Raw genomic sequence first — 14,815 nt, 5'->3', positions numbered from 1 at the left:
TCGGTCTGCGTCTTCATGCGCCACCATCCCCAGCATCTCCTAAGGCCCCCCACCACCCATCCGCGCATGCGCTGGTACGGAAAGCGGCATCTGCTCATACCCGCCGCACTCGTGCTTGGGCTGATGACGGGCTCGTGCGGAGTGGACAGCGAGCAGGACAAGGCAGCCAAGCTCGAGCCGACGGCATCCGCTGCGGCCACGGCCAGCCCCGCTCCGACCGCAACCGTGACAACCAATGCAATACCCAAGATCATCGACTGGACAGGCAAGACCCTCGATGAGGCCGTCACAGCGCAAAACGCGACAGGCTACGACGTCCATCAGACCGACAAGCATCCTGCGGAGGGCGGGCGCGCGCTACCCGACAGGGTTTCCACCTGGACCGTGTGCGCCACCTCCCCGCAGGCAGGCAAGCCGTTCAAGGACGAACAGCACAAGCTGATCGTGTGGCTGACCGCCCCACACAGCGAATGCCCGGACACGATCAGTAAGGAAGAGAGCAAGGCTCCCGCCCCCCGCCCCAAGCCCACGCCGGAGCCGACCGAGACGAGTAGCAGCGGGGGAAGCTCAAGCGGATCCTCCAGCGGCGGTACGAGTACTCAGCGCGGCGTGCACCCCGGCGCGTTCTGCTCCCCGCCCGGAGCCATGGGCTACACATCCGCCGGGACCCTCATGACCTGCGCCACCACCCCCAACAGCCCCGACCGGGCCCGCTGGCACGCCGCCTGAACGCCACCGCCGGTGAGGTCGCGGGTGTGGTGGCGCCAGTCGTCATGTGGGTCGCGGTAAGGGTGGACAGACCTGCTCGCTGAGACAGGAATCCTCATCACCGTCGCTCGCGCGCCATCCCTCCAACCCCAAGTCGACGACCACGAAAGCCCGTTACCGGCCCGTGGGTAGGCCGCCGTTCGCATCCCGAGTCGACTGGAACCTATTCGGCCGCTGGCACGGCGAACTGACGCCTCGGTTTCGCCTCAGGCTTGAGCCCGACCAGGCGCGGGGCACGCTGTACGTCCGCTCCGACGGACCGGCCGGTCTCGGCAAGCTCTCAGGGAGTCAGGTCCAAGGTCCGGACTGACTGGCCTTCCCACCGCTTCGGCGAAGTTGTCGCGATGATGGCGCCATCCGGCCTGTCCACGGTCGGCTGCGCCGCGTACTGGGCATGAGCGACGCCCCAGGTCTCATGCCGGGCCACCGCAAGGGCTGCAGGCAGATCGAGGTCGAGGACCGTGACACCGGGCAGCGCAGCAATGTGTTCGGCCGTGCCCGGCCTGCTGCGATCGGCTTCGACCAGGACGCACGCCGGCGCGTACAGGAACCAGTCGGGCTCGGCATGCGCACGGTGGATCAGGCGGGAAGCCAGGACGTTGCCCTGGCCTGCGGCGGAGACCGCGGTCTCGTCCAGGACGATGTGCATGGCCTGGCTCACCGGCCGGTCACCTGCGCCAGGCGCCGGTCCAGCTCACCGTCGAGATCCCGCTCCTCGGCGACGGTCGGCGCATAGCCGCTCCACTCCTCGAGGGCGGCCCGTGCCTGTTCGGCGCGCTCGGCCCGCTCCTGCGGCGTCAGCAGCGTCTCGGCCAGGCGCGCCAGGTAGGCCCGCAGCGACAGGCCCTCGCTGGCCGCGATCGCCGCGAGGCGGTCCTTGGCTTCCTCGGGGATACGGACATTGGCATCAGGCATCGTTCCGCTCCTTCCCACACTGCCAGCATACGGGTACGTACCCGTACCCGTATGCTGATCGCCTCCCGCAGTCGCCCTGGAGCGACCCCACCGGTGCGCGGACGGCGCGGCTCAGAAGCAGGTCAGCGTGCGAGTGTGACCTTGACTGGTGCGTTGGGGCAGCGGGTCGCGTTCTCGACGAGAACCTCTTCTTCGGACGGGTCGATGGCGAGCTGCCAGCGGACCTTCATAGCGATCGAGTCGGCGATGTACTCGCACCGGTCGCCTTCGAACGGTGGCATCCACGTGGACGGGTCCTGGTCTGCCTTCGACCGGTTCGTCTTCGCAGAGACCGCAATCAGCGAGCGGTCATCACCGAGATATTGCTGGTGTTCGCGTCGGGGCGTGGCCAGGGGGTCACGTCGACGGCGAGCACGATGCCGCCGCCGGGACCGCGCGGGAGGTCACGCAGCGCGAAGGACCAGTGCGAGGTCGAGGCTGCTCTGAAGAAGGCTGTGCGATATCCCGAGCCTGGCGCCGAAGCGGCCTGAAGACGCAGCCTTGCCTCAGTGCGTGTGGTGATCGGTCCTGATGCGCTTCTAGGAAGGGGACGACGGGTGAATGCCGGCGTGCAGCACTGGGAGGACTGGTTCGCCGCCGGCGACGGGTTCCTACGCCCAGGTGCGGGCGAGATGAGCCTCCTTACCAGGCACCTGCCACCTGCAGCCGGGGCGCGGGCTCTGGATGTGGGGTGCGGGCTGGGCGGATACGCCGCGGAACTGGCCCAAGTCGGGTACACAACCCTCGCCGTGGACTGGGCGGTCTCCTCAGTTGCCGCCGTCCGCGATCGCTACGAGGGTCTGGAGCCGAATCTCGAGGCTCGCCAGGTCGATTTCGAGGATGCCAAGGCCGTCGCTGAGCTGCCTCGGGACAGCTTCGACGTGGTGACGATGCGGTTGGTGTACGCATTCATGAACGACAGGCCGGCCGTCGCCGGGCGGGTGCGCCGTTTGCTCCGGCCCGGCGGGGTGTGGGTGGTGACGACCCCGCTCGCGAATCGCCTCCCGGCCGATCGAGCGCACATCGCCCTGGCCGGCCAGGACATCGGCGGTCTCCTGGCGGGGTGGGACAGCGGTGCCTGGTACGACCTGGAGCCCGGCGGTCTGCGCTGTTTCATCCTTCAGAAATGACCTGGACAAGAGGGTTCCTCGGCCGCCGACGGTCGAGGAACCCTCTCTACTGCAGGCTCGCGTCTTGGCGACTTGGGCCATGCCCGTTAGGTCGCCCGCTGGGGTGGCGCGCTCCGCAATCGCGGGCGTGACCTCCAGCGGGAAGAAGCCCAGGGAGCCGGTAGATCTGCTCCGCGGCGTGAGCCGAAGCCGAGCATCGCTCGCAGGTAACCCCAAACCCTGACCTAGCCCGCCCCGGCGGCGGCGAGGTGGGCGTCCACGGCGACGACGCCGTCGACGCCCTGGCAGAGGCCCACGACCACCGGGCCGAGACGCGGTTCCGGGACGTGACCGCGCAGGGTGACGACCCCGTCCCGGACCTCGACTGCGACGGTGCCCTCGTCCAGGCCGAGGATGCGCCCCAGGACGTCCTGCTCCACCTCGCCGCGGATCTCGGCGTCGGAGCGGATGAAGGCGTCGAGCAGATCGCTACGGCTGACGATGCCGATGAGGAGCCCGTCGTCGCCGACCACCGGCAGCTGCTTGACGTGCCGACTGCGGAGTTCTCGAGCGGCCAGAGGGATCGTCCAGTCGGCGTGGGCGGTGAAGACGGGGCTGCTCATGAGCGCGCCCGCGGTCCGAGCCCGGGCCTTGCCCCAGGCGCCCTCATCGCTCCCGTCCTGCCCCTGCGGATCGGGCATTCCGGTCTCGTGCCGCAGCACATCGGACGCGGACACGACGCCGACGAGAGCGCCGTCGTCGTCGACGACCGGGGCCGCGACGATGTCGTTCGCATCCAGCAGGCCGACGACGTCCTGGACCGAGGTGTCGGGGTGGAGGGTGACGACATCCCCGGTCATCACGTCACCGACGGTGCGGCGGTGCAGCATGGCGTCGGCCTCCTCTGTTTGCGACGGGGCTGCCCCGGTCGGACCACCCGGGCGGACTGCGCGCGGAGCTCCGGCCTCCGAGGCCCTGCCGGATCGTCAACGCGTCTTCTCTACCCATGACAGCACCCCGCCGCTCCAGCGGCCAGTGGCGTTTGACCTGGCGAGGAGAGCAGCGGCCCCCACGGCCAGAGTGCCTCCGAGCGCGCGGTAGGTGCTGGCACATCGACGCCATGTCCGCGTCCGTCTGGAGTTGAGCGTTGCAGTTGGCCGAGCGCGCCAACTAGGGCACTCGGCCACAGCAACGACACAGTGGGACACGCGGGACCCAGGACTCGTGTTGTTCGATTTTTGTTCGATACATTGGTGACAGAACAAGTCATGCGACTTGAATCGGTGCTCGTGTGATCGGAGGTGCAACGTGACGGCCTCCGGGTTCTCTCACCTGCACGTCGCCTCCGGGTACTCGGCCCGGTACGGTGCCTCGCTCCCCCACGACTTGGTCCGCCGGGCCGCCGAGCGCGGCCTCACCACGCTCGCGCTGACCGACCGCGACACAGTCGCCGGGACGGTGCGGTTCGCCAAGGCCGCGGCCGCCGCCGGTGTGCGCCCGATCTTCGGCGTGGACCTCGCCGTTGCTCCCGCCGCTGAGCCCGACCCTGCTGTGGGACGGCGCCGTACGCCGGTGCGTGGCGGTGCGCATGTGGTGGAGGCGCGGTGGCGGGTGACGCTGCTGGCGCAGGACGTGGGCGGGTGGGCCCGGCTGTGCCGGATCGTGTCGGCCGCGCATGCCGCGCCCGTGGACGGGGTGCCGGTGGCGGCCTGGCCGGTGCTTCAGGAGCACCTCGGTGAGGGTCTGGTGGTGTTGCTCGGTCCTGCGTCGGAGCCGGTGGCTGCGCTGATGGCGGGGCGGCAGGATCTGGCTGAGCGGCTGCTCGCGCAGTGGCGGACGATCGCCGGGCCGGGCCTGCGGTTGGAGACGGTCTACCTGGGCCGGTCGGGGACCGGGGCGGGGTCGTTGCGGTTGGCGGCGCGGACCGTGCAACTCGGTGACGACCTCAGCGTGCCGGTGGTCGTCTCGAACTCGGTGCGGTACGCCGATCCCGCCCAGCACCGCCTGGCGGATGTGCTGGATGCTGCCCGTCTGCTGCGTCCGATCGACCGGCGTCACGTCGACAGCGGTGAGGGGTGGCTCAAGAGTGGCGGTGAGATGGCGGCGGTCGCGGCGCGGATCGCCGAGGCCGCGGGCCATGGCCCCGAGCGGGCGGCCGCGCTGCTCGCCGAGACCGAGGCGACGGCGGCCTCCTGCACGTTGAGCGCACAGGATTTGGGGATGGGGCGGCCGCACTTTCCCGAGCCGCACGTGGTGGGCGCCGACCGGGTTCGGGGCGGGGCGATGCGGCTGCTGCGTCAGCGCTGCGAGGCCGGGATGGTTGCCCGCGGTCTGGACTCGGATGTGGCCGCGGTGCGGCAGCTGGACTATGAGCTCGATGTCATCGGCCGGCTCGGTTTCGAGGGCTATTTCCTTGCTGTGGCCCAGGTGGTCGCGGACGTGCGGGCGATGGGTGTCCGGGTCGCCGCGCGCGGCTCGGGCGCCGGGTCCATGGTCAACCACTCTCTGTTCGTGGCGACGGCGAATCCGCTGACTCACCGCCTGCTGTTCGAGCGGTTCCTCTCCGAGCGGCGCACGTCGCTGCCGGACATCGACCTCGATGTGGAGTCCGCGCGACGGCTCGAGGTGTACGACAAGATCATTGAGCGGTTCGGGCTCGATCGGGTTGCGGTCACCGGCATGCCCGAGACCTACCGCGCCCGCCACGCCCTCAGAGATACCGGGCTCGCCCTCGGTATCGCCCCGCAGACCGTCGACATGATCGCCAAAAGCTTTCCGCACATCCGGGCCTGTGACATCCGCTCCGCCCTCGCCGAGCTGCCCGAACTGCGCCAGCTCGCCGCCCGCGCAGATGAGTTCGGACCGTTGTGGGAGCTGGCCGAGGGTCTCGACGCGCTCGTGCGCGGCTATGCCATGCACCCGTGCGGAGTGATCATCTCGAATGTGTCCCTGCTGGACCGGCTGCCGGTGCAACCGACCCCGGGCGGCGACTATCCGATGCTGCAGGCCGACAAGGAGGACGTCGAGGACCTGGGGCTCCTCAAACTCGACGTGCTCGGCGTGCGGATGCAGTCCGCGATGGCACACGCCGTCGACGAGATCCTCCGCACCACCGGCAGACTCCTCGACCTCGACAACCCCGACCACGTCCCCCTCGACGACCAGGCCACGTTCGAGATGATCCGCCGCAGCGACACCCTGGGCTGCTTCCAGATCGAATCCCCCGGCCAGATGGACCTGGTCGGACGTCTGCAGCCGCGACACATGCAGGACGTCATCGCCGACATCAGCCTGTTCCGGCCCGGCCCGGTCAAGGGCGGCATGCCCGCGAAGTTCATCGCCGCCCGGCACGGCGCCGCACCGCACTACCCCCACCCCGACCTTCAGCCGATCCTGAACGACACCTACGGCGTCGTGATCTGGCACGAACAGATCATCGCGATCCTCGCGAAGATGACCGGCTGCGACCGTGCCGCCGGCGACGTCGCCCGCCGCGCCCTCGCCGACCCCGAGCGCCTGCCCGCCGTGGAGCAGTGGTTCAAGAAGGCAGCCACCGAGCGCGACTACTCCGACTCGGTCGTCGACGAAGTCTGGGACGTCATCAAGGAGTTCGGGGCCTACGGGTTCTGCCGGGCCCATGCCGTCGCGTTCGCGGTGCCAGCCGTGCAGTCCGCGTGGCTCAAGGCGCACCATCCAGCCGCTCTGTATGCGGGGCTGCTGGAGCACGATCCGGGCATGTGGCCGATGCGGGTGATCGTCGCCGACGCCCGCCGCCACGGCGTGCCCATCCTGCCGGTCGATGTGAGCCGCTCTCAGGTGGCGCACCGGGTCGAGGCCACGGACCGGGGATGGGGGGTGCGGCTCGCGCTATCCACGGTGAAGGGAATCAGTGACGCGGAGTCGGCCCGGATAGCCGCCCACCAGCCCTACACCTCCCTGCAGGACTTCTGGCAGCGGGCCAGACCCTCTCTGCCGATCGCCGAGCGGCTCATCCAGATCGGCGCCCTCGACGAGGTCAAGGGCGCGCTGACGCGGCGGGACCTGCTGCTCCAGGCCGGCGAGCTGCACCGGCATGCCCGCAACCGGGCCACTGCCGACGGGCAACTCGCGCTCGGTGGCGACCTGGTGAGCGCGGAGCCGAGCGGCCTGAAGGAAATGTCGAGCCGGGAGCGGATGAGCGCCGAGCTGGACGTCTTGTCGATCGACGTCTCCCAGCATCTGATGGAGCACCACTACCGGTTGCTGCGTGAGCTCGGCGCCACTGATGCCGCCCACCTCCAGCGCATGGTCCCCGGGCAGAAGGTCCTTGTCGCGGGCGTGCGCGCCTCTACCCAGACCCCGCCCATCCCTTCGGGGAAACGGATCATCTTCGTGACGCTGGAGGACGGGGCTGGGCTCGTCGACCTCGCTTTCTTCGAGGACACTCACGCCGACTGCGCGCACACGATCTTCCACTCGGGGCTGCTCCTCGTCCGCGGCACCGTGGAGGCCCGTGGCCCGCGCCGCACCGTGGTCGGCGAGATGGCGTGGGACCTCGAAACAGTCGCGGCCGCGCGCCGTGATCACGGCCCGCAGGCCGCCCTCGACCTCCTCGGCCACACCACACCGGCACCGACGCCGGCCCAGTCGGACGCCTCCCCCGCTCCCGCGTCCGCAAGGACTCTCGCCGACGGGACCGCCGGCTCGGAACTGCATCCGTGGGCCGATCTCCAGCCCGCCGGGAGCCGCTCCGCAGACCTGCGCCGCCTGGGCCACCGCTCCCCCGGATCCGCAGGATGAGCACCGTGCCGGCGCCCGAGCCCCTGCGCGAGGCAGAACCGCAACGAGTCCGTCGCGGCCGCCCCCGGCAGGTCCTGCGGGTTCATTTCCATCTCGACCAGTTCCAGGACCCGGACCTGCTGTTCGAGCAACTCCTCCTGCTCGTCGAAGACATCACGCCGGTGCATCAGCCCTACCCTCAAGATCACAGCGTCGATCTGGACATCACTGGCGCGCTGAGGCTGTTCGACCGTTCACCCCACGAACTGGCCCAGCTCTTGCAGCTACGGGCGATCGCGCTGTTCGGCGTGCGTGCCACCGTGGGCGGCGGGCCCTCCCGAATCCGACGGGTTCGCAGAATCCAGAGGGGCGCCTGCGGCGAACCCGCCGGGCTCTCCGTCCTGGGGACCGCAGCGGCCGCAAGTTCCCTGCCTGCACGGTCCCTGGGGGCGCTCGGTGATTGATGTGCACGACTCGGATACGCGCGTGCCTGTGGATCACGGGCTGCGGGACCGGCGGTTGCTTCGTTCGGGGGCAGGCGTCTTCATGACCGGGCCTCATGCACCGGCGCCCGTGGTGGCGGCGTTCGGGCCGCTGGGTTGACTGCACGTCACCACGGCCCGGCGCAGCCAGCGGTGCGCCGGATCGCCTGCCCGCCGGATGTGCCATGCCTGCTGGTAGGCGGGTCGGGGAAGCTCCAGGGGCGGAGTGAACTTCCGCAGTGTCTTGTACCGGCGCATTGGCCCCACCGCCCGGCTGGCAATGGTCAGCAGGAGGTCGGTGCCTGGAAGCAGGTCGGCTGCCGCGCTCCAGTGGGGCAGTGTCACGGCCAGATGCCGCCGTAGTCCGCGTGCCGCCAGCGCTTTCTCGATCTCATCGTTCGCATCGGGTCGCAGGGTTAGCGAGATGTGCGGACGCTCCAGCCACTCCTCGAACGACAGCCCTCCCTTTGCGGGGAGGACCGCCTTGTCCGCCAGGCATACGAATTCCTCCCGGTAGAGGTCCTGGATCTCGATGTCGTCGGGCAGGTGGGGAAAGATTCCCAGCGCGAGATCGAGTTCGCCGTCCTGGAGCTGCGCCAGCATCGCCTCCCGGCTGGCCTGACTGATCGCAAGGTCGAGGCCGGGAGCATGGCGGCGAACATGCCGCACCAGCGGGGGCAGCACGATGTGCGCCGCGTAGTCCGACATCGAGATCCTAAAGCGCCTGCGGGTGCGCGCGGGCTCGAAGTCGGAGGCACTGAGCAGGTCGTTCAAGCTGGTCAGGGCGTCTTCGAGTGGCTGTACCAGCGCCTGGGCGCGTGCCGTGAGGGCCATGCGGCCGCCGTGCCGCACCAGCAGGGGGTCGCCGAAGTATGTCCGCAGCTGCCCCAGGGTGTGGCTGACGGCCGGCTGGCTCTTGTGCAGCCGCACTGCCGCGCGGGTGACGTGCTTCTCGGTCAGCAAGGCGTGCAGCGTCACCAGCTGGTTGACGTCGATCCGCTGGAGTTCATCCATGGGGCGAATAGTAGAGATGCGCAGGAAGTATTTCCATAAACGAGTCTGATGGCGGATGGTCGGAAGTGTCGCGGCGCTAACCCCTTAGGAGAGGCGTCGATGACGGCGGATTCCGGCCGCTCCTGACCGTAAGGGGGCAGGGCGGCGGTTCCCGCGGCCGTCAACCGCTACTCACCTCAGGACTGGAAATGACCAAGGCAGATCTCACGCTCTCCTACATCGACGGACGGCCGTCCACGATCGGCATCGACGCCGTCAACGAGGTGCTGCGCACCGTGGGCGTCCACGCCAGCCAGACTCCCGTTCCCGATCAGGCTCTCCCGATCCTGGAGGTGTCCAAGACCCGGGCGCTTTCGGAGGACGAGCAGGCCGAGCTGATCTCGATGTTCAGCCTGCACCGCAGCGACCTGCTGGCGCACATCCAGCTCGCCGGCCGCACGCCCGAGGCCCCTGACGGCGGCCACCTGAACACGTCCGAGCACGGGGTCGCTCCGTACCCGAAGGTCTACGACATGCAGGCCATGGACGACGACGCCAAGCACTTTGTGCAGGCGCGCTTCGGCCGCCTCCACGTCAACACCACCGACGACGGCGTCGGCATCGACGAGATTATGACCGTGGTGTCCGGCGGCCCGATGACGTGGTTCTACCGGCTCCCCGACGGCGTTGTCGTCAAGCTCTCCGTGCCCGCCGTGGAGACCGGCGACTTGGCCTGGCGCGTCAGCTACCCCGGCAAGCGTCCTCACGGCGCGTTCCTGGACGCCGAGCACGGCCTGATCGTGGCATACGCCCACGGTCCCGAGAAGTTCGTCATGCGCTACGAGGCCCCGAGCGCCGAGGGCGCAGACGCGCTGGGCACCAACCCGTGGATCGACTTCGACGGCGACGCGCCTCGGATGCTGGACGACGTGACCGCGAGCTGACCGCCTACGAGGTGAACAGGCCGGCCATGGCCCTCGCGCCCAGCTGGCCGTTCGCCTCACGCTCCCTCTGGAACCCCAGGCCGCCACCACCGGACAAACCGGGTAGTCCCGCCCCATCCCTCCTCCCCTCCATCCCACTGTCCACCAGCACAGGAAGAGTCATGTCCACCACGACCGGACCGGCCACCACGCACACCCACGCCTCCGTGAACGAACCCACCCGCCGCGTCCCCGTCCTCTGGCTGGCGCTGCTCGCCACTCCGGTCGCCGCCGCCAACAACGCCGCCGTCCTGATCCTCGGCGACATGAGCCGCTCCCTCGGCATCACCAAGGCCACCGCGTCGTGGCTGGTCACCGTGTTCGCGCTGACGCTGGCCGTCGCGACCCCGCTGATCGCGACCTTGGTGCGTCGGCGTGGCACACGCTCTGCGCTGTGGACCAGCGCGGCCTTCGTCGTCGCCGGCACCGCGCTCGTGACCGTCTCGCCGTGGCTGCCGCTCACCCTCGTCGGCCGGGCCGGACAGGCCGCGGGCGGCGCAGGCATGATGGCCATTGCCATGAATCTCGCTGGCACCGCCCGCCGCATGGGCGTCATCAGCGCCGGCTCCGGGATCCTCGGAGGCGTCGGCCCGCTGCTCGGCGAACGCCTCACCAGTGCGGTCTCCTGGCGGGCGGCCCTGAGCATCTTGATCATCACGCTCCTGGCCGTCCCCGCCGTCAGCCGACACACCACCAAGGCGCCCCCCACGGCCGAGGGCCGCTTCGATGCCCGCGGCGCCGTGTTGCTCGCGATCCTGTCCAGCGGCATCGTCCTGCTGCCGTCGAACCCGCTGCCCGCCCTGGCCGTGGCGGCCGTCACCGCCGCCCTCCTGGCCCTGCACATACGGCGCCGCCCGCACGGCTACGTCCCCCAGGCCGCGCTGCGATCCCGGCTCTTCCGCGGCTCGGTGCTGATCGCCGTCGCCCTGTCCGTTCTCTACTTCACGTTGCTGTTCGGGATCCCTCAGCTGATCACCGACCGGGCCGACTGGTCGACCGGATCGGTCGCGGTCGGCCAGATGACCGCCATGATCGCCGGGTCCGTGCTCACCCTCGCCTTCGCCGCCGTCTCCACGCGCCTGGGCCGGAGCACGGTACGAGCACTCCTGCTCGCGGTCGGAGCGCTCGCCGCCGCGGCGGCCGTCTTCGCCCACAGCGCGATCGTCCTGTTCCTCGCGATCGGCCTGGCCGTCTTCACCGCGACCGGCGCCAACGCCACCCAGTCCATGGCCGCCGCCTCCGCCGTCCCCGAACGCCAGCGTCCCACCGCCATCGGCCTGTTCCAACTCGCCTACCTCATGGGCGGAGCCCTCGGTCCGGCCCTGGCAGCCATGCTCATCCTCAGCTGAGTGACCGGCCGCACCACGGACCGGGCGAGTCACCACGTCCATTCGGCCCAGCCCGCCCACCTGCGACAACGCCGCAGATGGGCGTGTCACTGCCCTCACCCAACCGCTGTGTCTGAAGAATCCCGTCGCGGCGTCAAACCGCCCTCACGAAAGGAACCATCGTGTCGTACCCCGACCCTCGCTACCTCAACGACAACGGCGAGATCAGCGCGAAGTACCGACCCTCGGCCGAGGAGCCCGACACCGGCTTCATCGGCGCCACCAACATCAGCTACGTGGCCACCGAGGAGACGACCGGGGGCGAGTACGGCCTGTACAAGGTCGACATGGGACCGAAGACCATGGGCGCCAAAGAGCACTTCCACCGGGCGATCTCGGAGTCGTTCTACGTGCTCTCCGGCGAGGTCCAGTTCTACAACGGCGAACGCTGGATCAAGGGCGGGGAGGGAGACTTCCTCTACGTGCCCGCCGGTGGCCTGCATGCCTTCCAGAACGACTCCGATGAGCCGCTGTCCATGATGATGATCTTCTCGCCGGGTGCGCCGCGCGAGGAGTACTTCGAGAAGGCCGCAGAGTACGCGGAACGCGGCCGCGAAGAAGCCAAGGCCTTCCAGATGCGACACGACACCTACTTCACGGACATGCTTGACGCCTAGACGCACCCCGCCGCGAGGGCCCGCCAGATCACTGGCGGGCCCTCGCGGCGGCCGGGTCCTGGTCGCACAGCAGGGCGAAGTCCACGTCCAGCTTCGTCTCGTACGCCTCGGGCTGGATGCCGAGCTCATGCGTGCTGTACTCGCCGAACTCACGGACCAGGCGGCGGAGAAGCCCGTTGAGCTGGTCGAAGACACCGTCCTTCTGCCAGTCGGCGAAGTATCCGTACACCGTCTCCCATGGTGCGAAGTCGTGCGGCAACTACCGCCAGGGGATGCCGGTGCGGTCGACGTAGAGGACGGCGTCCATCTGACCTTCCCCTCGTAGCGTAGAGGCCGTGACTGCAGGGGAAGTTGGGAGTCGTGGCTGATGTGCAGAGCGGTGAGGGGCGGGGGTGTTGATGGCCCCGGGGGGCGGTGGCGTTGCCGTGGATGTCTTCGAGTCCGGCTCCGGCCGGAGGGTTTCCCGACTGCGCCGTCACGCCATGTCCTGGGTGACGCGGTGTGAGGCGATGTATGCGGCGGCGAGTTCGCGTAGGCGTACGCCGTCGAAGGACGGGCCGTGGCCGGGGTGAACCACACGGACGGGGAGTTCCAGCAGCCGGGTCATGGTGGCTATGTATGCGCATGGGTCGGCGCCGTGGATGTCGTCGAGCAGTCGGTCGTCGTAGACGACGTCGCCGGAGAAGAGCGTCTGTGTCTCCGGCTCATACAGGGCGATGCTGCCGGGGCTGTGGCCGGGCAGGTGGAGCACGGTGAGGTCGCGGTCGCCGAGGCCGATGGTGTCGCTCTCGGCCAGAAGCCGACTTACCCGGGTCGGGCGCAGCCGGTAGCTCCCCGGGTCGTAGTCCTCGTGTGGGAGAGCCGAGATCAGCAGGTGCGGCACGTTCGGGGTGTCGGTTGCCGCCATGCCGAGTTCGTCGAAGAGGGCGGCGGAGGCCAGGGCTCCGGGTGGTGGGGTCTCGACGGCCTCGGCCTGGTGTGCGCGGCAGTCGGCGAACTCGTGGGCGCCGCCCATGTGATCGAGGTGTCCATGGGTGATCACGACGATGGGTTCGTCGGCGAACAGCTGCGGGAACGCCGGGCGCAGTGGTGCCACGCCCAGGCCGGTGTCGATGAGGAGGCTGCGGTCTCGGCCCCGGATGTACCAGGTGTTGGCCTGCAGGAAGGGGTGCACGTGTGGTTCGTGGATCAGGGTGATGGCGTCGTCGATCCGTGTGGTGGTGAACCAGGTCTCGGCGACAGGCAGTTGGGGGGAGGACGCTGGTGTGGCGGGGGTGCCGTGCGGGGGCTGGGGAGTCACGGGCGGGCCGTCTCCCGGTTCTTTCCGAGCAGGCGGTAGACGGCGGCGGCGGTGAGCGGGCCGAGCAGCGCCGACAGGTCGAGACCGCCCAGAGCACTGGTGCCCGGCCCCACGAAGAGCGTGGTGTCGACGAACAGGAGCGCTACGACGGTGCCGGTGACCAGCGCGATGATGCCGGCGGGGCGGTAGCCGCGTCGGTACCAGAACGGGGCGCCCGGCTGCTCCTGGTGCAGTGCGAGGCCGTCGTAGCGGTTGCGTCGCAGGACGATGTCGGTGGCGTAGATGGCCAGCAGCGGGCCCAGGAAGGTGACGGTCAGGGCCAGGATGTTGTTGAGGGACGTCAGGAAACTCGGGGAGAGCAGAGCGTAGGCACACAAGGCGCCGCCGAGGACCGCGTCGATGAGCACGGAGCGGGAGCGGCTCATGCGTACGCCGATGGCCTGCAGGGACAGCCCCGAGGAGTAGGTGGTCATGACGTTGTTGGCGACCGAGCTGACGACGATGACCGCGAGGAAGATGGCGTAGAACCAGCCGGGGACGATGGCGCGCATCGCGTTCTGTGGGTCGCTCATGTCGACCGCGGTCCCGGCGAGGATGCCGATGCCGCCCATCACCACGGAGGGCAGGAAGCCGCCGGCGGCCGTGCTGAGGGCCACCTTCCATTTGCTGACGTCGCGGGGCAGGTAACGGGCGTAGTCGGCGCCGTTCGACCAGGACAGCGGTGCGGAGGCGATGAGGGCGAAGCCGATCAGAGCGGCTGCGAACAGGTCGTGGCCGTGCAGTGCGGTGAAGTGGGCCGGGTGGAGGCTTGCGTGCTGCGTCACGAAGCCCCCCAGGAGCAGTCCGCAGGCGCCGAGGAGCACGCAGAACAGCACGCTGAAGCGGACGATCGTGGCGTGCCCGTACAGGCTGAGGGCGAACGCCGCGACGCCGATCATCACGGTGAGCGCGACCTTGATCCACACGGCGGGATGGAGACCGACCGAGTCGAGGAGCGAGAAGCTGGCCAGGGCGCCGAGGGCGAGGTTGATGCCCTCGTAGGTGACGGCGACCAGCCACTGGAGGGCGGCGCCGAAGATCCGGTTGCCCCGGATCCCGAACACGGCACGGGTGACGACTTGACTCGGTGCGCCCGAGGCGGGACCGCTGACGGCGAGGAACCCGACCAGTCCCCAGAACAGGCTGCCGAGGAACAGCACGGCGAACGCCTGGGCGACGCTCAGGCCCAGGACCGACAGCGAGCCGCCGAGCAGGATGTAGAGGTAGCCGACGTTGGACGACAGCCACACCGGGAACAGCTCGAAGGGGCGCCCGTGGCGCTCATCCTCGGGGACGTGGTCGATGCCGCGGGTCTCGACCTTGCCAAATGCGTCCTGGGGGGCCGATCCATCGACCTGGGCGGATGGCGTGGGTGGTACTTCTGTCCGTGTGTCTCCTGAAGCGGGCATCACGACACCTCCATG

General features: G+C 69.4%; 14 protein-coding genes and 1 pseudogene. 7 read left to right on the top strand and 8 right to left on the bottom strand.

Annotated elements, in window-relative coordinates; all coding sequences use genetic code 11:
* The first annotated feature begins 66 nt into the window (after nt 1–66).
* Nucleotides 67–729, top strand: a complete 663-nt coding sequence (locus OG574_RS47945) for a hypothetical protein (protein ID WP_326771236.1) — start codon at nt 67–69, stop codon at nt 727–729.
* A gap of 319 nt (nt 730–1,048) precedes the next feature.
* Here the strand turns inward: OG574_RS47945 and OG574_RS47940 are convergent, their stop codons facing one another.
* From OG574_RS47940 to OG574_RS47930, 3 genes are all read right to left on the bottom strand, one after another.
* Nucleotides 1,049–1,417: a hypothetical protein gene (locus OG574_RS47940; protein WP_442816915.1), complete on the bottom strand. Its 369-nt coding sequence runs from the start codon at nt 1,415–1,417 to the stop codon at nt 1,049–1,051.
* A gap of 8 nt (nt 1,418–1,425) precedes the next feature.
* A complete protein-coding gene (locus OG574_RS47935; protein WP_326771238.1) occupies nt 1,426–1,683 on the bottom strand; it encodes a hypothetical protein in 258 nt (85 codons plus the stop codon).
* Between the two features lie 122 nt (nt 1,684–1,805).
* On the bottom strand, nt 1,806–1,964 hold the full coding sequence (locus tag OG574_RS47930) for a hypothetical protein (RefSeq protein WP_326771239.1): 159 nt from the start codon (nt 1,962–1,964) through the stop codon (nt 1,806–1,808).
* 267 nt (nt 1,965–2,231) lie between these two features.
* Here OG574_RS47930 and OG574_RS47925 point away from each other — a divergent pair, with 267 nt between their 5' ends.
* A complete protein-coding gene (locus OG574_RS47925) occupies nt 2,232–2,852 on the top strand; it encodes a class I SAM-dependent methyltransferase (RefSeq protein WP_326771240.1) in 621 nt (206 codons plus the stop codon).
* A 224-nt stretch (nt 2,853–3,076) separates the two neighbouring features.
* Here OG574_RS47925 and OG574_RS47920 read toward each other — a convergent pair whose 3' ends face one another.
* Nucleotides 3,077–3,721, bottom strand: a complete 645-nt coding sequence (locus tag OG574_RS47920; protein ID WP_326771241.1) for a CBS domain-containing protein — start codon at nt 3,719–3,721, stop codon at nt 3,077–3,079.
* A gap of 418 nt (nt 3,722–4,139) precedes the next feature.
* Between OG574_RS47920 and OG574_RS47915 the strand changes: the two genes are divergently transcribed.
* Together OG574_RS47915 and OG574_RS47910 are read left to right on the top strand one after the other, a co-directional pair.
* Nucleotides 4,140–7,610 carry a DNA polymerase III subunit alpha gene (locus tag OG574_RS47915; RefSeq protein WP_326771242.1) on the top strand — a complete coding sequence of 1,157 codons (3,471 nt, stop codon included), beginning with the start codon at nt 4,140–4,142 and terminating at the stop codon, nt 7,608–7,610.
* 5 nt (nt 7,611–7,615) lie between these two features.
* Nucleotides 7,616–8,053, top strand: coding sequence for a hypothetical protein (locus OG574_RS47910; RefSeq protein WP_326771243.1), 438 nt, complete (start codon nt 7,616–7,618; stop codon nt 8,051–8,053).
* A gap of 93 nt (nt 8,054–8,146) precedes the next feature.
* Here OG574_RS47910 and OG574_RS47905 read toward each other — a convergent pair whose 3' ends face one another.
* Nucleotides 8,147–9,085 carry a LysR family transcriptional regulator gene (locus OG574_RS47905; protein ID WP_326771244.1) on the bottom strand — a complete coding sequence of 313 codons (939 nt, stop codon included), beginning with the start codon at nt 9,083–9,085 and terminating at the stop codon, nt 8,147–8,149.
* Between the two features lie 188 nt (nt 9,086–9,273).
* Here OG574_RS47905 and OG574_RS47900 point away from each other — a divergent pair, with 188 nt between their 5' ends.
* From OG574_RS47900 to OG574_RS47890, 3 genes are all read left to right on the top strand, one after another.
* A complete protein-coding gene (locus OG574_RS47900; protein ID WP_326771245.1) occupies nt 9,274–10,008 on the top strand; it encodes a hypothetical protein in 735 nt (244 codons plus the stop codon).
* Between the two features lie 161 nt (nt 10,009–10,169).
* Entirely contained in the window at nt 10,170–11,396 is a 1,227-nt protein-coding gene (locus OG574_RS47895) for an MFS transporter (RefSeq protein WP_326771246.1), read from the top strand.
* 161 nt (nt 11,397–11,557) lie between these two features.
* Nucleotides 11,558–12,052: a cupin domain-containing protein gene (locus OG574_RS47890; protein ID WP_326771247.1), complete on the top strand. Its 495-nt coding sequence runs from the start codon at nt 11,558–11,560 to the stop codon at nt 12,050–12,052.
* 148 nt (nt 12,053–12,200) lie between these two features.
* On the opposite strand, the pseudogene OG574_RS47885 reads toward OG574_RS47890, so the two are convergent.
* The 3 genes and pseudogenes from OG574_RS47885 to OG574_RS47875 all read right to left on the bottom strand — a co-directional run.
* A pseudogene (locus tag OG574_RS47885) lies at nt 12,201–12,359 on the bottom strand (transposase); the annotation flags it as partial.
* 168 nt (nt 12,360–12,527) lie between these two features.
* Nucleotides 12,528–13,352, bottom strand: coding sequence for an MBL fold metallo-hydrolase (locus OG574_RS47880; protein ID WP_326771248.1), 825 nt, complete (start codon nt 13,350–13,352; stop codon nt 12,528–12,530).
* Nucleotides 13,349–14,800 carry a purine-cytosine permease family protein gene (locus OG574_RS47875; protein ID WP_326771249.1) on the bottom strand — a complete coding sequence of 484 codons (1,452 nt, stop codon included), beginning with the start codon at nt 14,798–14,800 and terminating at the stop codon, nt 13,349–13,351. Before OG574_RS47875 ends, OG574_RS47880 begins: the two co-directional genes overlap by 4 nt.
* Nucleotides 14,801–14,815: the final 15 nt, after the last annotated feature.

This window comes from Streptomyces sp. NBC_01445 (assembly GCF_035918235.1).
In the GTDB taxonomy this organism is placed as follows: domain Bacteria; phylum Actinomycetota; class Actinomycetes; order Streptomycetales; family Streptomycetaceae; genus Streptomyces.
The sequence above is the reverse complement of the archived record's forward strand: the minus strand, read 5'-3'. Positions and strand labels throughout refer to the sequence as shown.